The sequence below is a fragment of the Bacillus sp. ISL-41 genome, assembly GCF_018613235.1.
Lineage (GTDB): Bacteria > Bacillota > Bacilli > Bacillales > Cytobacillaceae > Mesobacillus.
Genome location: NZ_JAGGQP010000022.1, coordinates 31,481 through 52,122 on the forward strand (window position 1 = coordinate 31,481; position 20,642 = coordinate 52,122).

The 20,642-nt window shown below is 43.2% G+C and carries 21 protein-coding genes; 15 read left to right on the forward strand and 6 right to left on the reverse strand.

Annotation, left to right across the window (positions count from 1 at the left end):
- Window positions 1-86: 86 nt before the first annotated feature.
- Entirely contained in the window at window positions 87-533 is a 447-nt protein-coding gene (locus J7I80_RS10590; protein ID WP_214738274.1) for a respiratory nitrate reductase subunit gamma, read from the forward strand.
- An 89-nt stretch (window positions 534-622) separates the two neighbouring features.
- Here J7I80_RS10590 and J7I80_RS10595 read toward each other — a convergent pair whose 3' ends face one another.
- Complete coding sequence (locus tag J7I80_RS10595; protein WP_214738276.1) at window positions 623-1,219, reverse strand: MEDS domain-containing protein; 597 nt, start codon at window positions 1,217-1,219, stop codon at window positions 623-625.
- A 256-nt stretch (window positions 1,220-1,475) separates the two neighbouring features.
- Between J7I80_RS10595 and J7I80_RS10600 the strand changes: the two genes are divergently transcribed.
- On the forward strand, window positions 1,476-2,192 hold the full coding sequence (locus J7I80_RS10600; protein WP_214738278.1) for a YwiC-like family protein: 717 nt from the start codon (window positions 1,476-1,478) through the stop codon (window positions 2,190-2,192).
- 49 nt (window positions 2,193-2,241) lie between these two features.
- Here J7I80_RS10600 and J7I80_RS10605 read toward each other — a convergent pair whose 3' ends face one another.
- Window positions 2,242-2,934: a Crp/Fnr family transcriptional regulator gene (locus tag J7I80_RS10605; RefSeq protein WP_214738280.1), complete on the reverse strand. Its 693-nt coding sequence runs from the start codon at window positions 2,932-2,934 to the stop codon at window positions 2,242-2,244.
- Window positions 2,935-3,157: 223 nt separating this feature from the next.
- On the opposite strand from J7I80_RS10605, the gene argC reads away from it, so the two are divergent.
- The 7 genes from argC (at window position 3,158) to argF (ending at window position 12,571) form a co-directional block, all read left to right on the forward strand.
- The gene (gene argC / locus J7I80_RS10610; protein ID WP_214738282.1) at window positions 3,158-4,192 is read left to right on the forward strand and encodes an N-acetyl-gamma-glutamyl-phosphate reductase; all 1,035 of its coding nucleotides are present in this window, start codon (window positions 3,158-3,160) and stop codon (window positions 4,190-4,192) included.
- An 11-nt stretch (window positions 4,193-4,203) separates the two neighbouring features.
- Window positions 4,204-5,439 carry a bifunctional ornithine acetyltransferase/N-acetylglutamate synthase gene (argJ, locus tag J7I80_RS10615; RefSeq protein ID WP_251027705.1) on the forward strand — a complete coding sequence of 412 codons (1,236 nt, stop codon included), beginning with the start codon at window positions 4,204-4,206 and terminating at the stop codon, window positions 5,437-5,439.
- Between the two features lie 22 nt (window positions 5,440-5,461).
- The gene (gene argB, locus J7I80_RS10620; RefSeq protein WP_483297697.1) at window positions 5,462-6,223 is read left to right on the forward strand and encodes an acetylglutamate kinase; all 762 of its coding nucleotides are present in this window, start codon (window positions 5,462-5,464) and stop codon (window positions 6,221-6,223) included.
- On the forward strand, window positions 6,223-7,377 hold the full coding sequence (locus J7I80_RS10625) for an acetylornithine transaminase (RefSeq protein WP_214738286.1): 1,155 nt from the start codon (window positions 6,223-6,225) through the stop codon (window positions 7,375-7,377). The genes argB and J7I80_RS10625 overlap by 1 nt, the downstream gene beginning before the upstream one ends.
- Window positions 7,378-7,444: 67 nt before the next feature.
- Window positions 7,445-8,524, forward strand: a complete 1,080-nt coding sequence (locus J7I80_RS10630; RefSeq protein WP_214738288.1) for a carbamoyl phosphate synthase small subunit — start codon at window positions 7,445-7,447, stop codon at window positions 8,522-8,524.
- On the forward strand, window positions 8,517-11,618 hold the full coding sequence (locus J7I80_RS10635) for a carbamoyl-phosphate synthase (glutamine-hydrolyzing) large subunit (protein ID WP_214738290.1): 3,102 nt from the start codon (window positions 8,517-8,519) through the stop codon (window positions 11,616-11,618). The genes J7I80_RS10630 and J7I80_RS10635 overlap by 8 nt, the downstream gene beginning before the upstream one ends.
- Entirely contained in the window at window positions 11,615-12,571 is a 957-nt protein-coding gene (gene argF / locus J7I80_RS10640) for an ornithine carbamoyltransferase (RefSeq protein WP_214738292.1), read from the forward strand. Before J7I80_RS10635 ends, argF begins: the two co-directional genes overlap by 4 nt.
- Before the next feature lie 68 nt (window positions 12,572-12,639).
- Here argF and J7I80_RS10645 read toward each other — a convergent pair whose 3' ends face one another.
- Window positions 12,640-13,452: an undecaprenyl-diphosphate phosphatase gene (locus tag J7I80_RS10645; protein ID WP_214738294.1), complete on the reverse strand. Its 813-nt coding sequence runs from the start codon at window positions 13,450-13,452 to the stop codon at window positions 12,640-12,642.
- Window positions 13,453-13,477: 25 nt separating this feature from the next.
- Complete coding sequence (locus J7I80_RS10650; protein ID WP_214738296.1) at window positions 13,478-13,672, reverse strand: hypothetical protein; 195 nt, start codon at window positions 13,670-13,672, stop codon at window positions 13,478-13,480.
- A gap of 176 nt (window positions 13,673-13,848) precedes the next feature.
- Between J7I80_RS10650 and J7I80_RS10655 the strand changes: the two genes are divergently transcribed.
- Together J7I80_RS10655 and clpB are read left to right on the forward strand one after the other, a co-directional pair.
- Window positions 13,849-14,031, forward strand: a complete 183-nt coding sequence (locus J7I80_RS10655; RefSeq protein WP_214738298.1) for a YjzC family protein — start codon at window positions 13,849-13,851, stop codon at window positions 14,029-14,031.
- 140 nt (window positions 14,032-14,171) lie between these two features.
- The gene (gene clpB, locus J7I80_RS10660) at window positions 14,172-16,772 is read left to right on the forward strand and encodes an ATP-dependent chaperone ClpB (RefSeq protein WP_214738300.1); all 2,601 of its coding nucleotides are present in this window, start codon (window positions 14,172-14,174) and stop codon (window positions 16,770-16,772) included.
- 41 nt (window positions 16,773-16,813) lie between these two features.
- Here the strand turns inward: clpB and J7I80_RS10665 are convergent, their stop codons facing one another.
- Window positions 16,814-17,002: a YjzD family protein gene (locus tag J7I80_RS10665; RefSeq protein ID WP_214738302.1), complete on the reverse strand. Its 189-nt coding sequence runs from the start codon at window positions 17,000-17,002 to the stop codon at window positions 16,814-16,816.
- Window positions 17,003-17,261: 259 nt separating this feature from the next.
- Here J7I80_RS10665 and J7I80_RS10670 point away from each other — a divergent pair, with 259 nt between their 5' ends.
- The 4 genes from J7I80_RS10670 (at window position 17,262) to J7I80_RS10685 (ending at window position 20,202) form a co-directional block, all read left to right on the forward strand.
- Window positions 17,262-17,999: an alpha/beta fold hydrolase gene (locus J7I80_RS10670; RefSeq protein WP_214738304.1), complete on the forward strand. Its 738-nt coding sequence runs from the start codon at window positions 17,262-17,264 to the stop codon at window positions 17,997-17,999.
- Window positions 18,000-18,067: 68 nt separating this feature from the next.
- Entirely contained in the window at window positions 18,068-18,895 is an 828-nt protein-coding gene (locus tag J7I80_RS10675; RefSeq protein WP_214738306.1) for an NAD-dependent epimerase/dehydratase family protein, read from the forward strand.
- A gap of 143 nt (window positions 18,896-19,038) precedes the next feature.
- Window positions 19,039-19,989 (forward strand): BMP family ABC transporter substrate-binding protein, encoded by a 951-nt coding sequence (locus J7I80_RS10680; protein WP_214738308.1) that lies wholly within the window; start codon window positions 19,039-19,041, stop codon window positions 19,987-19,989.
- Between the two features lie 24 nt (window positions 19,990-20,013).
- Window positions 20,014-20,202 (forward strand): ComZ family protein, encoded by a 189-nt coding sequence (locus J7I80_RS10685; RefSeq protein ID WP_041967344.1) that lies wholly within the window; start codon window positions 20,014-20,016, stop codon window positions 20,200-20,202.
- Between the two features lie 29 nt (window positions 20,203-20,231).
- Here J7I80_RS10685 and J7I80_RS10690 read toward each other — a convergent pair whose 3' ends face one another.
- Entirely contained in the window at window positions 20,232-20,543 is a 312-nt protein-coding gene (locus J7I80_RS10690; RefSeq protein ID WP_214738309.1) for a hypothetical protein, read from the reverse strand.
- Window positions 20,544-20,642: the final 99 nt, after the last annotated feature.

Genomic DNA, 20,642 nt, shown 5'->3' on the forward strand with positions numbered 1-20,642 from the left:
CTTATTTTAGACATATACGGCGACTTTTGTCACTGTCACTTTATACCTACCCGGTTAGAATGTTAATGGGGTTCAGGTTGTGACATATGTGTGAGGTGAGAGCGATGGAAATGCTGCAAATCTTTTTGTGGATTGTATATCCATATTCAGTTGTGGCAATTGTGGCGATGGGACTAGTCTGGCAGTACGATGCATCGAGAGAGGAAGGAACACGTTCGAAAGCAGGAAGGCTTCTGCTGGGCGTCGTCAAAACACTTATGGCTGCCAGTACGGCGACAGGTATTGCGATCGTGCTGTCAAGCAGCATAGCCTACGAACCAGTATTGCTGTTTAGATGGCTCATCAGCCTTGCCCAACTGCAGCCGGACATGAGCCTGGTCATGGATATTTCCATTCTCTCGAAGGTCCATTTTATTATTGTATTCCTTTTCCTATTGAGTCTGGCATTCACGAAGGAAATTTATTATTTATTTAAGCCGCACTTATATTTAAAGAAAATCTTTTTAAAATTGCATTTCGAAAGAAGAGGCTGAATTTAGGGTTTTGTTATTGTGTAACGAAATTAAATGAAGCCCTGTGAATAATTCTACTTGTTTAAGTAATTAGCGACATAAAAAAACGCTTAGGGGCTCCTAAGCGTTTTTCCGTATTTTTTACTACTTGCTAATTGGTATTTATCGGAGACGGTGAAATTGTCGTCTTTTAGAACATAAGGGTGTGTTTCCATCAAAATTTTTATGAGATGGTCTGGCATTTTCTCCCCTTCGTAAGCACAAATCAGTGGGAAAGAAAGTGAATTTACAGCTTCGTCTACTATTCTTTCAAAATCTTCAATTATATGCAGTGGATCTTTCATAGTGGCCCACTCAACATGTGCCCAGGATCGAAAAGAGATATCTTTTTCAACGTATGGCTGTACCATCTTATTAAAATAATCCAGGATTGCCGGAGGGTGATAACTTCCACTGGAATAATAAAAATCGAAGCTGTTTACGCTATGAACAAATTTCATTTGGTCTTCCGTTAATCGCGAGCTGAGCTCTTTGTTAATTGAACGGAAGAGCGGTTCATTTTCAATGAAAATAACATAATCTCCCGCCTTAACACCTTCTTCTATGTAACTAACAGCCTGTTCAATGTATTTCTCCATTGTACTATAGGAATAAAGGACATGGACGCTCCGTTGATCTTCAAACAACTTATTCATTTGTTTTTTCAAGTGATCACCCCTTCTTTCCAGTTATCCTCCATTGTACTACACTCCTGTTTAGTAAGAAAAGCCAACTCAATTGAATCTTTATCCAAGGGTTCAAGCTATAGGTTTAAAAAAATGAACTTATGCTTTTAATGAAAAATTGTTTTTGACAGTTCGGTGTCATTCGGACTATTCACAATTGAAAATGTGATGTGTTTCACTTATCCATCCTTTTAACTGCTTTATATTTAAGGTAAGAAACATAAGGGAGTGTTCATTCATGAAGTTATTTATGCCAAAACAGCATGGTGCCTGGGCGATGTTGATCATCCCTTTCTGGCTAGGAGCAGCGGCAAGTGAAATAGTCTGGCAGCATGTCCCGTTTTTTATTGGATGGCTTTTACTATATTTAGGAACATATCCGCTTCTTTTGATGTTCAAGAAAAAGAAAATCCCTTTCTATCGTAAATGGGCGCTTATTTATATGATACCAGCGCTTGTGTTCTTAATGGTTCCATTATTCACGACGCCAACAATCGTATCCTTTGGCCTTGCAATGATTCCGTTTTTCATGCTTAATGCATACTTCTCTGCTAAAAATAAAGACCGTGCTCTCCTTAATGATTTAAGTGCAATCGTTGTTTTCTCTATTGCCGGACTGGCAAGCAGCTATCTCCCGAATGGGGAAATCAATGAAAATGCCATTCTTGTTTTTGCCGCATCGATCCTGTTTTTCACAGGAAGCACATTTTACGTGAAAACCATGATCCGTGAGAAGAAAAATAGTCAATTTAAATGGATTTCCTGGACATTCCATATTTTGGTCCCTGTTCTGTGGCTCGCAGCCGGAGAAGTCATAGTCGCTGTTGCGGCAGTGCCAAGCTTGTTCAGAGCAGTAGTTTTTTATGGCAAACCGCTTTCTGTTATGAAGGTAGGGATATACGAAATCGTCAACGCCGTCCTGTTCTTTATCATCATGCTATTTGCGATTTTATAAGAACAAACAATAGGAAAAGCCGCCAGACTAAATTGTCTGGCGGCTTTTCCTATTCAATATTGCAAATTTCAATCGGGCAATTCTCACAATCTATTTCTCTTTTTAGCTTATTGAGGGCATGGACGGTAATGAATCCTTTATCAATGGAAATGATTTTGCTTTTCCTTAGGTCGCTCAATAATCTGTTTACGACTTCGCGTGAGGTCCCACAGAAGTTTGCGAGTTCCTGGTTTGTAAGTGATACATCAATCTTCAATCCATCTTCCGTCTTTATTCCGTAACTGTTCACCATCCGGATCAAGGTTGAGTACAATGCCCCTTTTTTTCCGTGAAGGACGAGATCCCTGAACCTTGTTTGCGATTTGCGGTGCTGCAGGGAAAGCCATTTAACGAGTTCCAGTGCAAGCCCGCTGTCCTTTTCAATTTCAGTCTCGAGCTTATCCTTCTGTATCACCGCTACCGTGCCGCTTTCTGAGGCGCGGGCATTCAATATATGCTGGGATGCCGGGCTGAAAAGTGATAGCTCTCCAACCAACTCGCCAGCTGAACACATTCTGATTGTTAACTCGCGTCCATCCGGAACCATTTTGCTGATCTGAAATTTCCCGCTCTGGATAATGTACAGCTCATCTGCGGTATTTCCTTCTTCAAAAAGAAAGCGCCCTTTATCAATAGTCTTGATTTTGTGGACCTTTTCAAAAAGCTTATTCAAATTTGGTGACAACGTTGTTGCAGTCAACATATGAATACCACCTTATTTACGGGAGATTATACTCCCTTCCGTATCTGATATTAATATAATTATATTGTAAAGCATACAAAGCCAGCAATAAAATTGTGAATTGTTCACATATTGTTAATAAATCTGTTGCGTTTTCTTCTCTTTGTTTTTATAATAAAAAGAAATTTATTTATAAATATAAATAAACTTGATTATTTATACATAAGTTGAAAGGAGGTTTCAAGTGAAGGCATCGATTATTGGTACCACTGGATATGGGGGTGGAGAACTAATCCGTATCCTGGCGAATCATCCAAATATCAGTATTCATTCAATCCACACAACAAGAGATGAAAAACCTGTTTCTGAAGAATATCCCCACTTAACAGGAATTTTTGATAAGGTCCTCACCAAGATTGAAACTGACAAAATCGCCGAGGAAGCAGATATAGTGTTCCTGGCAACCCCATCAAGAGTTTCCGGAAAGCTTGTAGAATCTTTTCTCAATAAGAATATTAAAGTCATTGATTTATCAGGTGACCTGAGATTGAAAGACGCATCAGCATACGAAGCATGGTATAAGCATGAATCAGTCAATGCTTCTATATTGGATGAAGCGGTATACGGACTAAGCGAATGGAATAGGGAGCAGATTATGAATGCAAACCTGCTGGCCAATCCAGGCTGTTACCCGACTGCAGCTCTCCTTGGGCTGGCACCGGTGCTGACAGAACAGCTGATTGAATCGAATAGTATCATCATTGATGCCAAGTCTGGAGTGTCCGGTGCAGGAAGGTCTCCCTCAATGGGAACGTTATACGCTGAGTTAAATGAAAATTTCAAAATTTATAAAGTTAATGAGCACCAGCATATCCCTGAAATCGAGCAGCAGCTCAGTCTTTGGAATGGCGAAGAGGTCAGGGTCACCTTCAGCACACATTTAATACCCGTTACAAGAGGCATCATGGCGACCATATATGTTCAGTTAAAAGAAGATCTGGATACTCTGAGACTGCTAGATTTATATAAAGAAACATATGATGGCCATCCATTTATCAGAGTAAGGAAAAGTGGGATATTCCCTTCAGTTAAAGAGGTCAAGGGATCGAATTACTGTGATATTGGGCTGCATGCGGACAGCAGGACAGGAAGGCTGACGATTGTTTCGGTGATCGATAATTTAATGAAAGGTGCTGCAGGGCAGGCGGTCCAAAACGCCAATATCATGTTTGGATTAGAGGAAAGTGCAGGACTGAAGATGATACCACTTTATCCATAAAGGAGGAAAATATGTACCAGGCAATGACCGACAAGCAATTAATTAAAAAAATCCCTGATGGAGGAATCTTAACCCCAAAAGGATTCCAATGCGGGGGAGTACATGCAGGGCTGCGCTATGCCAAGCTTGATTTGGGGATGATTGTAAGCGAGAAACCGGCCAGTTGTGCCGCTGTATACACGACAAGTCACTTCCAGGCAGCGCCATTGGCGGTTACACAGAAAAGTATTGCGGAGGAAAAGGTTCTCCAGGCAATCGTCGTCAACAGTGCATGTGCGAATGCATGCACCGGGGAACAAGGGTATCAGGATGCGCTGAAAATGCGGTCATTGGCAGCAGCAAAACTGGGGATTCCTGTTCATCATGTTGCCGTTGCATCAACGGGTGTTATCGGTGAATTTATGCAAATGGAAAAAATCGAGTCTGGAATCGGTAAGCTGTCCTTCGGCAAAACAGCGGATGATGCTAAGGATTTCCAAACGGCGATCCTGACAACAGATACGGTAATGAAAAGCTGCTGTTACACTGCTGAAATTGACGGGGTAACAGTGAGTATCGGAGGAGCCGCGAAGGGTTCTGGAATGATTCATCCGAATATGGCCACGATGCTTGGTTTTTTAACAACAGATGCTAATATTTCAAGTGAATACTTGGCGGCCGCGCTAAAGGATGTCACGAATACAACCTTCAATCAAATCACGGTGGATGGGGATACATCAACGAATGATATGGTGCTGGTAATGGCAAATGGAACTGCAGGAAATCAGTCATTGGACCCCGCCCATCCAGATTGGCCAGTTTTTATAGACTTGTTACAAGAAAGCTGTGCCAGTCTTGCAAAACAGATTGCAAAGGATGGAGAGGGAGCAACAAAATTAATTGAGATATCGGTAACAGGTGCGATGTCTGATGAAGAAGCACGAATGATCGGAAAACAAATCGCGGGGTCTAACCTTGTCAAAACAGCAGTTTACGGGGCGGATGCGAACTGGGGACGGATCATTGGCGCGATCGGCCAAAGTGAGTCATCCGTAAATCCAAAAACAGTCGATATATCCCTTGGAGAAATTACTATGCTTAAAGATAGTACACCTGTTGCTTTTGATGAAGAGCAGGCGAGGGAGTACCTGATGAAAGACAAGATTGAGATTTTCGTTGACCTGCATTTGGGAGAAGGGAAAGGAATGGCCTGGGGCTGCGATCTTTCTTATGATTATGTGAAAATAAATGCAAGCTATCGGACTTAAAGGGGCGGATTAATTGGAAACGGTGGTCATTAAATGCGGCGGAAGTGTGTTAGAGGAGCTTAATGACAATTTCTTTAATAGTCTAAAAGAATTGATGGAGGATGGGTTCTATCCTGTCATCGTTCACGGGGGTGGACCAGCAATCAACTCGATGCTTGATTTATATGAAATCCCGGCAGTGTTCAAAGAAGGTCTTCGCGTGACGTGCGAAAAGACGATCGGAATCGTTGAAATGGTACTCTCCGGACAGACGAACCGGCAGCTGTGCAGCATGCTGGTGAAGCAGGAGTTCAATGCTCTAGGCATCAATGGGAGCGATGGTCTTTGCCTCCAGGCCGAATATATTGATAAGCAGAGCTTAGGATACGTTGGGACGATCACCCAGGTAAACACTGACTTGATTATGCTGGCGCTTCGAAATGGCTATATTCCTGTGATTACGCCAATCGGGATTGCCAAGGATGGAAGCAAGCTAAATATAAATGGCGATTATGCTGCTGCATCGATCGCGAAAGCCTTGAAGGCTGAACGCTGTGCTTTCGTAACCAATGTGGATGGAATCCTGATTGATGGCAAGCTGGTGACCGAAATGACTGATAATCAAATAGAGAGCTATATTTCTGATGGAAGTATCTATGGAGGAATGGTTCCAAAGGTGAAATCCGCATTGTCAGCTACAGCGGCGGGCGTAGATACTGTCATGATTATTTCTGGCAAAAAGCAATTCTATAAAAATAACTGCTGGCATGGAACAGCGATTGCCGCAAAAGAAGAGGTGTTTTAATGAGCCATTTATTCCCTACCTATCAGCGATGGGAAATACAGCCTGTAAAAGCAGCAGGGACGATTCTTTATGGAACGGACGGCCAGCAATACCTTGATTTCACTTCTGGCATTGGCGTCTGCAATTTGGGCCATCGTCCTGAAGCAGTAGAGCATGCAGTCAAGGAACAACTCGACTTATTCTGGCATGTATCGAATCTCTTTCCTCAACCCATCCAGGAAGAAGCAGCTAATAAGCTCGCAGAGAGTTCTGGGTTGGATTGTGTATTTTTTGCCAATAGCGGTGCTGAAGCAAACGAAGCAGCTATTAAACTGGCAAGGAAAGCCACTGGGCGCACCAAAATCATCACATTCCTGCAATCCTTTCACGGAAGGACTTTCGCCGGCATGGCTGCCACTGGACAGGATAAAATCAAGCAGGGGTTTGGCAGCATGCTTGAAACATTCATCCATCTGCCATTCAATGATCTGGATAGTCTAAAAACTGAGATTGATTCTGATACAGCTGCGGTAATGATTGAAATCGTCCAGGGTGAAGGCGGAATCCATGTCGTAACCAACGAATTTATAAAGGAAGCGGCAAGTTTATGTGTTGAAAAAGGCGTACTGCTTATTATCGATGAAATCCAGACCGGGATCGGCCGGACGGGGAGACCATTTGCATTTCAGCATTTTGGGATAAAACCTGATATTATAACCGTTGCAAAAGGGCTTGGTAATGGATTTCCAATAGGAGCTGCCATTGGCAAAGCTGGTCTCGCGGAGTTTTTTGGTCCGGGCAGCCATGGATCGACATTTGGCGGTAATCCAATCAGTATGGCTGCAGCGATAGCCGTTATGGACATCATTTTTAATGAAGGATTCCTTGAAGAGACATCTGCCAAAGGGAAATTACTATTTGCGATGCTCCACAAGGAAGTCGGTTGGATGGAAGTGGTTAAAGACATCAGAGGACTGGGATTGATGGCTGGAATTGAACTGACGGTAGCTGCACAACCAATTTTGGCTGACTTGAGGAAATCGGGAATGATTGCATTGCCGGCAGGAGAAAAGGTTGTCCGTCTGCTTCCGCCGCTAAATGTTACAGAAGAAGAGATCGAGAAGGCTGTGTCATTGATGAAAGCCACACTAAGTAACTATAAGGTAACAGTATAAATTTTTTTATGTTTTAATGCATAAAAATAAACTAGTTTAAATAAATATACGTTTGGAGATGTGTCTGATGAAAGGATATCTACATCTGGCTGACGGCAAGACATTTCAGGGGCACTTACATGGATCGCTAGCTGAAGAAGGCATTGTCGGTGAGATTGTTTTTTTTACAGGAATGACGGGCTATCAGGAAGTATTGACCGATCCTTCATACAAGAATCAAATCATTGTTTTCACGTATCCGCTGATTGGCAACTATGGAATCAATAATAAAGATTTTGAAAGCAAAAAGCCGCATGCTGCGGCAGTAATTGTTTTTGAAGCTGCAAAAACAGCGTACCACTATGAGGCACAGCACTCATTTACTGAGTATCTGGAGAAATGGGATATTCCATTATTGGAGCATGTTGATACTCGTGAGCTCGTAAAATCCATTCGGCAGAATGGAACGATGCCTGCCATTTTATCAAGCGACTCAATTTGTGAATCAAGCTGTGAAACGATTAATGGTCTTAAGGTGCAGGAAGTGTCATCGATAGCACCAGAAACTTTAGGGTTTGGTGATACCCATATTGTGTTAATTGATTACGGTTTTAAAAAATCGATCGCAGACTATCTGGTAAAACAAAACTGCCTGGTGACAATTGTTCCTTACAACTATAGCTTTGAACAAATTGCAGCATTAAAGCCTGATGGTGTGCTCCTATCCAATGGACCAGGCGATCCGAAGGAATTATTTGGACAGCTGCATGAGATCAGGAAAATAATCGAGCATTATCCTGTATTGGGGATTTGTCTTGGGCATCAGCTGGCAGCGCTGGCTCTTGGAGGGAATACAAACAAAATGCTCTTTGGCCATCGAGGTGCAAATCAGCCAGTTTACGATGTGAAAAGCAACCGGGTGTTCATGTCATCGCAAAACCACAGCTATGCTGTTGATCCTAAAAGTATCAGCAGTACAGGTTTGAAGGTCCGTTTTTTCAATCAAAATGATCAGTCAATTGAAGGCCTTGATCATGAAGAATGGCCGCTGATGACAGTCCAGTTCCACCCGGAAGCAAGCCCCGGACCTGAAGACAGTGTATTTATATTTGAAGATTTCATCAATACAGTCAAATACAGAAAGCGGAGAGAAGTCAGCTATGCCTAAGGATAAAAATATTAAGTCAATACTGGTAATCGGTTCTGGTCCCATTATCATCGGCCAGGCCGCTGAATTTGATTATGCAGGAACACAGGCCTGCATTGCCTTAAAAGAGGAAGGATATCGGGTCATTCTTGTAAACAATAACCCGGCAACTGTCATGACGGATCATGTATTTGCAGATGCAGTCTATTTTGAACCGATGACGGCAGAAGGGGTAGAAAAAGTGATCCAGCGGGAAAATCCGGATGGTATTTTAGGGACTCTTGGCGGCCAGGCGGGATTGAATCTAGTGTTCAAGCTAAGTGAAGAGGGCATTCTCGAAAAGTACAATGTAAAGGTGCTGGGGACCTCGGTTGCAAGCATTAAACAAGGAGAAGACAGGGAAGCATTCCGCAGCCTGATGCATGAGTTGAATGAGCCAGTGCCGGAGAGTGAGATCGTTCAATTTGTTGAAGAGGCAGTGGCCTTTGCAAACAAAATCGGCTTTCCGTTAATTGTAAGGCCAGCCTACACGCTGGGAGGCACAGGCGGCGGGATAGCCTGGACCATGGAAGAATTAATCTCTCTTGTATCCGGCGGGTTAAATGAGAGCCCGATTAACCAATGCCTGGTTGAAAGAAGCATTGCAGGCTATAAGGAAATTGAATACGAAATGATGCGTGACGCTGCTGGTACTTGCATCTCCATCTGCAATATGGAGAATATCGACCCGGTCGGCATCCATACCGGCGACTCCATTGTAGTAGCTCCATCACAGACGCTGACAGATCGAGAGTACCAGATGCTTCGGACATCTGCTGTTAAAATCATTTCTGCACTGGGAATCGTAGGAGGCTGCAATATCCAGTTTGCCCTCGACCCTAAGAGCAAGAATTACTTCTTGATTGAAGTTAACCCACGGGTCAGCAGATCTTCAGCGCTTGCATCGAAAGCGACAGGATATCCAATCGCACGGATGGCCGCAAAGCTGGCAGTCGGATACAATCTTGCCGAGATCATGAATCCTGTTACAGGCAATACATTCGCCAGCTATGAGCCAGCGCTCGACTATGTAGTGGTGAAAATACCGAAGTGGCCGTTTGAGCAATTCCCGCAAATCGACAGGAGCTTAGGGACGCAAATGAAGGCAACAGGGGAAGCAATGGCAATTGACCGAAACTTTGAACGAGCTTTTATCAAAGCGGTACGTTCACTGAATAGTAAAGCTTTGGATCTACAACTGCCGGCATTTGAAGAATATACTGTCGAACAGCTGACTGCGTTGGCTGGAAAGCAGACAGACCAGCGGGTTTTTGCATTGCTCGAACTGATGCGTCGGGGTAAGGAAATTCAATCTCTCCATGAAATAACAAAGATCGATTTATTTTTCCTGAATAAATTCAAGTCTTTGATTGATATTGAGAAGTCGATTGAAAGGCTTGAATTCGAAAGTATTACAGCTCCAAAGCTTCAATCTCTGAAAGAAAAAGGATTCAGTGATGCTTTTCTGGCCAAAAAGTGGGGCGTTGGTGAGCAGAAGGTCAGGGAGTTGCGGAAAAGCCATGGCATCAAACCTGTTTATAAAATGGTCGACACTTGTGCAGCGGAATTCGAATCTGCCTCCAATTATTTTTACTCCAGCTATCTCGGGGCAAATGAAGCTGCAGTTGAAAACAGTAAACGAAAGGTGCTTGTCATTGGCAGCGGACCAATCAGCATTGGCCAGGGAATCGAGTTTGACTATTGCTCAGTTCATGGAGTTTTTGCCCTTAAAGAAGAAAATGTGGAAACAATCATGATCAACAATAATCCGGAGACTGTCAGCACTGATTTTGCCATATCGGATCGATTGTATTTTGAACCCTTAACATTGGAAGACATCCTGAATGTGATTGAGATGGAAGGAATACAGGAAGTCATTGTCCAGCTCGGCGGGCAGACTGCCTTGAATCTGGCTAAGGGTCTTGAGGAAGCGGGAGTCAAGCTGCTGGGAACAAGTTCAGCAACCATTGACCTGTTCGAAGACCGGGATCAATTTTACCAGCTGCTCGACAAGCTTAAGATTCCGCGTTTAAAGGGTGAAACAGCCGAGGATGAGGATGAACTGCTGTCTGCTGTGGAGGAGTTAGGATATCCAGTTTTAATCCGGCCTTCGTATGTGATTGGCGGACTTAATATGGTGGTAATTCGAGATTCGGATGAATTGAAAAGAGTAGTGGATGAAGGTAACATTCAATACCCAATCCTGGTTGATGAATACCTTGAAGCAACTGAGGCGGAATTGGATCTTGCGTCCGATGGAGAGCATGTCCTGATACCGGCCATAATCGAGCATATCGAAAAAACAGGCGTTCATTCAGGGGACAGCTTTTGCATCATTCCAGCCCAAAGCTTCCAGAACGAAACGAAGCAGCAGATGGCAGTGTATGCAAAGAAAATCGTGAAGGAATTGAAGTATAAGGGATTAATGAACATCCAGTTCATTTTGAAGGGAAACGAATTGTATCTGCTTGAAGTCAACCCGCGCTCAAGCAGGACTATGCCAATCGTCAGCAAGGCAGCCGGTGTTGACTTAGTCAAAAAAGCGACAAAAATATTGCTTGGGAAATATATTTTGTCGAATGATGAAGTGTTGCTCGACTCTGATGCACGATACACAGTCGTAAAGCATCCGGTATTTTCGAACTTTGCATTAAAAGGGCTGGACGCCAGGACTGGTCCGCAAATGATTTCGACAGGGGAAGGCATCAGCATTGCATCGACACTTGAAGAGGCACTGCATAAGAGCTTCCATTCAATCAGCGGAAAAGCTGTACAGGGAGACATTGCATTTGCAGATGCAAATGATTTATTGGAGGCAGGAGAACTTTCAGCCGATTTTCATTTAATTCATATCGATAAAGTATCCGACCAACAAAAAGTGGCAGCCTTGTATTGTCCGGGTTCATCTGAAAGGGATGTAACTTTAAGAGAATGGGCGATCAAGAACCGGAAGATCGTATTGACCCAAAAGGAAACTTTACATGCGCTGTTAAAAAGTGCGACAGCCAAGAGATGGAATGTTAGCTCCCTAAATCAATGGCTGACAGAAACTAATGAGGAAGTGATGGCAGAATGACAGCACTACAGCAGCTTCATATTGATATAAAAGGCAAAGATCTATTAACTCTGGCTGATTTGGAACCACAGGAAATCTTAACATTATTAGAAAAGGCAGTTATTTTGAAGGAAAAAACATTAAAAAAACAATTTGACCATCCCCTCAAAGGCAAAATACTGGGAATGATCTTTGACAAGTCCTCAACGCGTACAAGAGTATCATTTGAGGTAGGCATGATCCAGCTTGGGGGCAGCGCTCTTTATTTAAATGGAAATGACCTTCAGCTTGGCCGCGGTGAGACAGTGGCAGATACAGCCCAGGTTCTCTCGCAATACCTGGACGGCATCATGATCAGAACATTCTCGCATGAGTCAGTTGAAGAACTGGCTGCTTATGCTGATATACCCGTCATTAACGGTCTGACCGATCTGTACCATCCATGCCAGGCACTTGCTGACCTGCTGACAATCTACGAAAAAAAGGGGAAGCTTAAAGGCCTTAAGCTTGCTTACATCGGTGATGGAAACAATGTTTCCCATTCACTGATGATCGCCTGCACAAAAGTCGGGATGGATGTCTCAATAGCCGCTCCACAGGGGTACTTCCCGAATGAGGCGATCACTGCTCGCTGTGAAGAATTTGCGTTGATGAGCGGTGCAAATATGGTCATCACCGACTCTCCCCAGGAAGCCGTAACTGACGCGGACATCATCTATACAGATGTATGGACCAGCATGGGCCAGGAGTTGGAAAATGAGCAGAGACTAAATGATTTCCATGACTACCAGGTGAATGAAGCATTACTCGAAGCAGCAAAGGAAGACTATCTGTTTATGCATTGTCTTCCCGCGCACCGCGGCGAAGAGGTAACAGCAGGAGTCATAGATGGTCACCAATCCGTCGTATTCGAACAGGCAGGAAACCGACTCCATGCCCAGAAGGCATTGCTTGTGGAGTTATTGAAGGATTAAGTAGCAGTGGCAAATTCCAAAGTGAATAAAACACAAAAACCGGCTATTAAGTTAGCCGGTTTTGTAAATTAAGAAAAGAGAAGGACAAGTGGTCCTACAATGAAACAGTAAATCGCAAAGTACTTCAGGTTTCCGCGCGCCATGATATTCATGAACCATTTTAAAGAGAAGTAAGAGGCAATCAGTGATGCGATGAAGGCAAAAATATATGGTACTGCCAGCTCTCCAAGACGTTCATCAAGTAAAAGGTCTGAAAATCCGAGAATCATCCCGCCGAAACTAACTGGAATATAAAGCAGGAAAGAGTACCTTAGTGCAGTTTCCTGTTTCATGCCCAGGCTCATCGCTGCGACAATTGTGGCTCCGGAACGACTGATGCCGGGAATTAGTGCAACTGCTTGAGCCAGTCCAACAATTATGGCATCTTTAAAGCTTAAATCTCCGTCATTCTTGCGGCCTCGCATGTTTCGGATCAGCCAGAGTGCAAGCCCGGTCACTATAAGTGTTACGCCGACAGTTTTAATATGGGAAAGTTCTTTCTCGATAAAGTCTCCGAAAAGAACCCCGATGACACCTGCTGGAATTGTTCCGACAATTAGATAAATGATGAACATAAAATCTGATTTTGCTTCGGGATCTTTACTTTTAAGATATGCAATTCCGTTAACAATTAACCGGATGATATCGGCTCTGTAAATTAACAAAACAGCAAATAGTGAAGCTGTATTCATGAGAAGGGCAAAACTCAATCCTTCAATTTTTAGTTTGAAAAAATGTTCTGCTATCTCAAGGTGTCCGCTTGATGAAACAGGAATCGGTTCGGTGATTCCCTGAAAAAGGCCTAGAAATATGTATTTAATCAATTCATAGAAATTTTCCATATCGTTTTTGTATTCCTCCGTTTTTTTAAGATGAGAATATATTTATTTCGAGGTTGTCCAGCTCCAGCGCACGGCAGTTTTCAGTCACATGAGGCGGCGTTTTAGGTTTGTATCGCTTAGATGGGCTGACCAAGGTGCTTCCGCTTTTCTTTGTCCAGCTCCAGCGCCTAGCCCCTCGAGACGCTTCGGTCCTGCCAATGAAGTCAAAGAACGACTTCACTGTCAGGCCCTCCAGCGCTTGTCGGGGCTGACCAAGGCGCATCCGCTTTTGTTTTCTCATACACACTAATGTACCGTATAAGCCTTTTTTTTGGAAGGATAAAATATGCATAAATACTTTATTTAAATCAGCAAATAATAAAATTGCCGGAATACTTTAATGAAGGAGGAAGGCAAATGGGACAAAGTCATCAGTTCCGTGCCGGACAAAAGGCACCGAATAATGGTATTTATATTGAAATTGGTGAAACAGGCAGCAATGTCAACAATCCGCAAAAGATAAAACTTAAAGTTGGGGACCGTTTTCCGGAAAACTCCAACCACAACCGCCACTGGACATACATGCCAAAGTTTAAATAACATATCCTGATTCACCCAGGATTCCGGAATGAAATTCATACTGTCTTTCTTAAAGCCATCCAGTGCGGATGGCTTTACTATTTGGGAATTTTTATTATAATATAACTAAAGGTCAAAAAAGGTCAAAGGAGTGGTTGGTCGTGGATTTAAATAAAATGACAGAAAGCTTGCAGAATGCCTTTGTATCAGCCCAGACCCTGGCTGTTCAACATAATAACCAGGAAGTAGATGATGCGCACCTTTTGCTTGCCTTGCTTGAACAGGACGGCAATCTGGCGGCAACCTTGCTGACTGGTATCGGAATAAATCTAAATCATTTTACTGATGAATTAAACAAAATCCTGTCTAAGAAGCCCCAAGTCTTGGGAAGTGGGGCAGAACAGGGGAAATTATACATTACAGCAACACTGCAAAAGGTTTTGGCCCAGGCCGAAAAGGAAATGAAACAGTTTGAAGATGACTTTTTATCGGTAGAACATGTTTTACTCGCTTTACTTGAGATACCTGGATCTGAAACAGGCGCAGCTTTGAGGAAATTAAGTGTTAACAGAGACACATTAATGGCGAGAATCAATCAGGTTAGGGGGAACCAGAGAGTGACTTCACAAAACCCAGAAGCAACTTATGAAGTGTTGGAAAAATATGGACGAGATCTTGTAGAGGAAGTCCGGTCAGGGAAGGTCGACCCGGTAATCGGCAGGGACAGTGAGATTCGCAATGTCATCCGTATCCTCTCAAGGAAGACGAAAAATAATCCAGTTTTGATCGGAGAGCCAGGTGTAGGCAAGACAGCTATTGTCGAAGGTCTTGCACAGAGAATTGTCCGCAGGGATGTACCGGAAGGCCTGAAGGATAAGACGATTTTTGCACTGGACATGAGTGCGCTGATCGCAGGAGCGAAATTCCGGGGAGAATTTGAAGAGAGATTAAAAGCTGTCTTGAATGAAGTGAAAAAGAGTGAAGGCAAAATCCTGCTGTTCATTGATGAACTCCATACCATTGTAGGTGCGGGTAAGACTGAAGGGGCAATGGATGCCGGGAATATGCTGAAACCGATGCTTGCTCGCGGGGAGCTCCATTGCATCGGTGCTACAACCCTTGATGAACACAGAAAATACATTGAAAAAGATCCTGCGCTGGAACGCCGCTTCCAGCAGGTGCTGGTAAAAGAACCAGATGTCGAGGATACCGTGTCAATTTTACGGGGATTGAAGGAAAGGTTTGAAATCCACCATGGAGTCAACATTCATGACCGTGCAATAGTGGCTGCCGCTGCCTTGTCAGATCGATACATCACAGACCGATTCCTGCCTGACAAGGCGATTGACCTGGTTGATGAGGCTTGCGCGATGATCCGTACAGAAATTGACTCAATGCCGACTGAGCTTGATGAAGTGACTAGAAGGGTGATGCAGCTGGAAATTGAAGAAGCTGCGTTGACAAAGGAAAAAGATGATGCGAGCCGGGAGCGACTCGAAACTCTTCGTAAGGAACTCGCCAACTTGAAGGAAAAAGCGAATGCAATGAAATCGAGATGGCAAAAGGAAAAGGAAGGTATCCAAAAGGTACAGGAACAGCGGGAGCTGCTTGAAAAGCTTCGACGGGAGCTGGAAAAAGCAGAAAATGACTACGACTTGAATAAGGCCGCCGAATTAAGGCATGGCCGTATTCCTTCTCTTGAAAAAGAACTGAAGGCACTGGAGCTGGAAGTTAGCAAAAATGAAGGAGAAAGGCTTCTTCGTGAGGAAGTGACCGAAGAAGAAATTGCTGGAATCGTTTCACGGTGGACGGGCATACCTGTTATGAAGCTGGTGGAAGGCGAACGCGAAAAGTTACTAAAGCTTGAGAGTATTTTGCATGAACGCGTTGTCGGACAGGATGAAGCAGTATCATTAGTTTCTGACGCGGTCCTCAGGGCAAGAGCTGGCATCAAGGATCCAAACAGGCCAATAGGTTCGTTCATTTTCCTCGGACCTACCGGAGTCGGTAAAACAGAATTGGCCAAAACGCTTGCACAGTCATTATTTGACAGTGAAGAACATATCATCCGGATCGATATGTCTGAGTATATGGAAAAACATGCAGTATCCAGGCTGATCGGTGCACCTCCGGGATATGTTGGGTATGAAGAAGGCGGCCAGCTGACAGAAGCAGTCAGAAGGAATCCTTATTCTGTCATCCTCCTTGATGAAGTGGAGAAAGCACATCCTGAAGTTTTCAATATCCTTTTGCAAATGCTTGATGATGGACGGGTAACGGATTCTCAAGGAAGAGTGGTCGATTTTAAGAATACCGTAATCATCATGACTTCCAATATTGGATCTCATCATTTGCTCGACCGACAGGAAGGGGAGGAAGAAATCTCCTCTGAAACAAGGGATCTTGTGATGGGACAACTGCGCAGCCATTTTCGTCCGGAATTCTTGAATCGAGTGGATGAAATCATACTGTTCAAGCCTTTGGCATTGAAGGAGATCAAAATGATTGTCGGAAAGCTAGTGAAGAATTTGCAAGCAAGGCTCGCTGACCAGCAAATTCAGCTGTCAATCACGGATGACGCAAAAGAGTTTTTAGCTGAACATGGATTCGATCCTGTGTACGGTGCGAGACCTTTGAAGCGATTCATCCAGAGAAGTGTGGAAACGAAGCTTGCCAGGGAAATCATTGCCGGCAGGATCAAAGAGAAGAGCCAGGTGGAAATTCGTGTAGAAGATGGAGATATTTCGTTGAGCATTATATAGAATGAAAAAAGTCATCCGCTTTGGATGACTTTTTTTATGTACTAGTGACTATGATTTTCTTCAGTACCATTTGGAAGAACTGCAGGAATTACAAGGATAATGATTGTCGCCACAACTGCAATAATCGCACTTTGAGCTAAGTCCAATCCGACGCCGATCATCGCGCCAGCTACGTAATTTAGCATTAGGACCAGGAGGAATGTCCAGAGTAAAGTCCAGAAATATTTCACGATTTTCACCTCTTACATTATTAAATCTTTTCTCATCTTACCACAAGCCATATAAATTATAAATGAATTTTAAATAAAATGAAAAGCGTTTTCATAGAACAATTCCATTTTTCCGGAACTTGGTCGTATTATATTTGCCGGAATCATGAAAATTTGAGTAAAGCAAAGGATTAATATGGAAAAATGGGCAAACCCCCTTTCATTTCCTGTTAAACTACATACAGTAATATGAATAATCTGTAGGGAAGGGGTTGGTAAGATGGAGAGCCGGAACTTTAAACTGGATACCGAATGGAATGTCATCCATTATCCTGAAAGGCCAAATGGTTTCGGTATCCTGACGATTGGAGATGAAAGGCACTTTGTGAACAGCAGCAGCAGCTTCTGGACGCAGAATGAGGGTAAACGTTCACTGTTGAACATATGGAAAAAGGAAGGGTATACTGTTTTTTATTCGAATTTATATGGAAGACATTGGGGAAGTGAAAAGGCTGTGGAATTAACGCTGAGACTGTGCAGCCATATCGTCCGTAATGAAATACTGAATACTTCCTTCCATTTAGTGGCTGAGGGAATGGGGGCTCTTGTGGCCTTGAAATTATTAAAGCATAGTGATTTTAAAATAAGGAGCCTGGTTCTGATCAATCCGGTCCTTTCTCTCAGTACCCAACTGGAGCAGGAAAAAGAGAATAAATTTTTTTATAAAAAGCTTGTCGCGGAACTCGAAGCGGCTTATGAAACAGACATTAAGACACTCCTTGAAAGCCTTGAAGGCGAATCTTCCAGACCCGCATTCAATAATGATACCCCGGTGAAGATCATCCATGTATTATCAGGAAACAGGGCTTACAAGCAATCAAGTATCATTAAGGAACTGTCTGTTGAATGGGAAAAGGATGACCTGCCGGTTACCATAAGCTATGTTCTTCCAGAAAAAATGCTTCAAGTAGGAAGCCAAATCGTTCAGTTTTTTAGAAAACATGAGCAAGTCCTTTAACTCCCTGCAAATATTTTCAAGTTTATATTCATAGGATACAAGAGAGTATTTGCAAGGGGGAATTCAATATGGAAAGGGCAGTAATTCTCGGAATATATGATTTTATTGGATATAGCCTGTGCAGGTATATGCTTGATCAGGGCGTTGAGATAGATGGTATCCATCCGGAAGAGTACAAAGAGGATTATTTTACAGAAGAAAAACGCCTGGAAATCGGCAGGAATGCCAACTTCACAGAAATTGGCCTTCAAGACTGGCAAGTTGAAGGAGCAGAAGGTTTTCTCTTTGTGACTTTGTTTGAATCGCTCCAGTCACGGAATGTGAAAAATGATTTAATGGAAGCACTTTTAAGCAAATTAGACAAACAACATTTGAAAAATCTGCCGACAGTCGTAATACTGCCTGCATTTTTTGCTGAGGAAAATGTGGAATTGAGAGAAGCGGGTGCTAAAATAAGCAGGTTTATCAGCAGCCGGGAATCAACGCTACTGACAATCTACTTGCCAACCATTTATGGACCCTGGCAGCCGGAGGAATGTTTCTTTCAGCAGGCAATGTCTCCTTCTTCCATTGAAGGCGGGAAAATTCCTGATATTAGTCAATGGGAGTGGGTGCATGATTGTTTGTATATCGATGATGCTGTAAAAACGATAAAGGAAATGGCTGAATCAGGCCATAAGGGCCAGTATATACTGTCAAGTGGAGAACGAGGCAGATGGCTGAAGTGTGCAGAGGAACTGGTTGGCAAGGAACCTGCAATACTTAGAAATGAAGGTAAGCCACCAATATTTAAAGAGTCCATCAAAGCCGTGACAGTAGAAAAAAATGAGCAAATCAGCAAGGGGTTAAGCAGGCAAAAGGAGCAATTTACCCGGATACAGGACAGCAGAGTCTGAGTGAATTTCGATAAACCACTTTTCAAAGTTATACTCCAGAGAGTAAAATGGTAAAAGATTCTTATAATCGGTTCCATTTTAATAAAGCGGGCACTGGATGATGTGAAGGATTAGCACAGTGGCGCATAAAGGAGATGCATCGGATGCTGAAACGTTTCGGGCTAATATTGTTAAGCCTTCTTTTGCTTGGGGGATGCGGACAACCACTAGCAACAGGCAAGGTGGAGAAAGTCGGCCTGTTGGTGCCTGAAACTATTAATGATCAGGTGTGGGGGACGAAAGGATATCGTGGCCTTCTGCAAATCCAATCCAGCCTGGAAGTTGATGTCTTTTTCAAAGAAGGAATGAATTCACAGGAAGCTGTAGAGGCTGCAGTGAGGGAGTTCGACAGGCAGGGAGTCAATCTAATATACGGGCATGGTAATGAATACGCTGCCTATTTCAATAAAATTTCTGGCGAATATCCTGACATCCATTTCATTAGCTTTAATGGGGATGCCAGGTCAAAAAATACGACAAGCCTGAATTTTAAGGCATATGCCATGGGCTTTTTTGGCGGAATGGTCGCGAGCCACATGTCTGAAACCGGCAAAGTCGGAATCATTGCAGCATATGAATGGCAGCCTGAAGTGGAAGGCTTTTACGATGGTGCGATCTTTGAAAACAAAAATATGAAGGTCGACATTCGTTATGTCGGCCACTGGGATGATCAAAAAAAGGCACTCGATGTCCTGGATGATGTCCTGGATGAGGGGGCTGATGTCATATATCCTGCTGGAGATGGGTATAATGTACCTGTCATTGAAAGAGTAAAGGACCGAGGCCTGTATATTATCGGTTATATTTCAGACCAGTCAGATTTCGGTGAATCGACGGTATTGACAAGTACCGTCCAGCATGTCGATGACCTGTATGAATTGACGGCCGATAAATTCAATAATGGGGAACTTAAGTCTGGCAACCTGTCATTCGACTTTCAGGATGGGGTTATATCCCTGGGGAAGTTCAGTCCTAAAGTCGATTCCAACTTCAGGGAAAGAATAGGCACTTATATTAATTCTTATAAAGAAAACGGTAAATTGCCCAACCAGTAATTATTAATAAAGGAGACAATAGACATGCAAAGCAATGATAAAACGATGGAGTTCATGCAAATTGCCATGAAGTACCTTCCGGAAGCGCAGCAAAAACTACAGGAAGCAGGCATTGAGTTGACTATGGACAACCTGCAGCCATTTTTCACGCTTTTCACAAATGTAATGAATGAAGCTTATGAGCTTGGAAAGGCTGATGCTGCAAAAGAATAACATACATATAGGAAAAGCTGAGGCTCGCCTCAGCTTTTGTTTTTATCCATAAAATGATCAAAAAGAGGTTTAACCTTTCCCACTAGCGGCTTGAGCTCTCTGGCTGATGTCATCAGTGTATCTACATGGTACATCACTTCATCTAAATCGATTTGTCCCAGATACTTGTTGAGGGGAGAATCATTTTTCTCACTTTGCTCACTTGATTCTTCTTTGTATCTTGGCTGTCCGAACATAAAATGATCGAAATGCGTATTCTCCCTCTCTCGTTGATCGGGACTCTCTTCATTCTCTCTCTTTATCCTGAAGCCAAATAAGTCTCTGTCTCTTCCATCCTCCATTTTCACTCCCACCTTTCTATTTTTCTATTTAGTTTCACATCGTCAGCAACTGGTTAGACTGGCTTATTTCAATCTGCCTTGGCGCGTTGAAGAAATGAC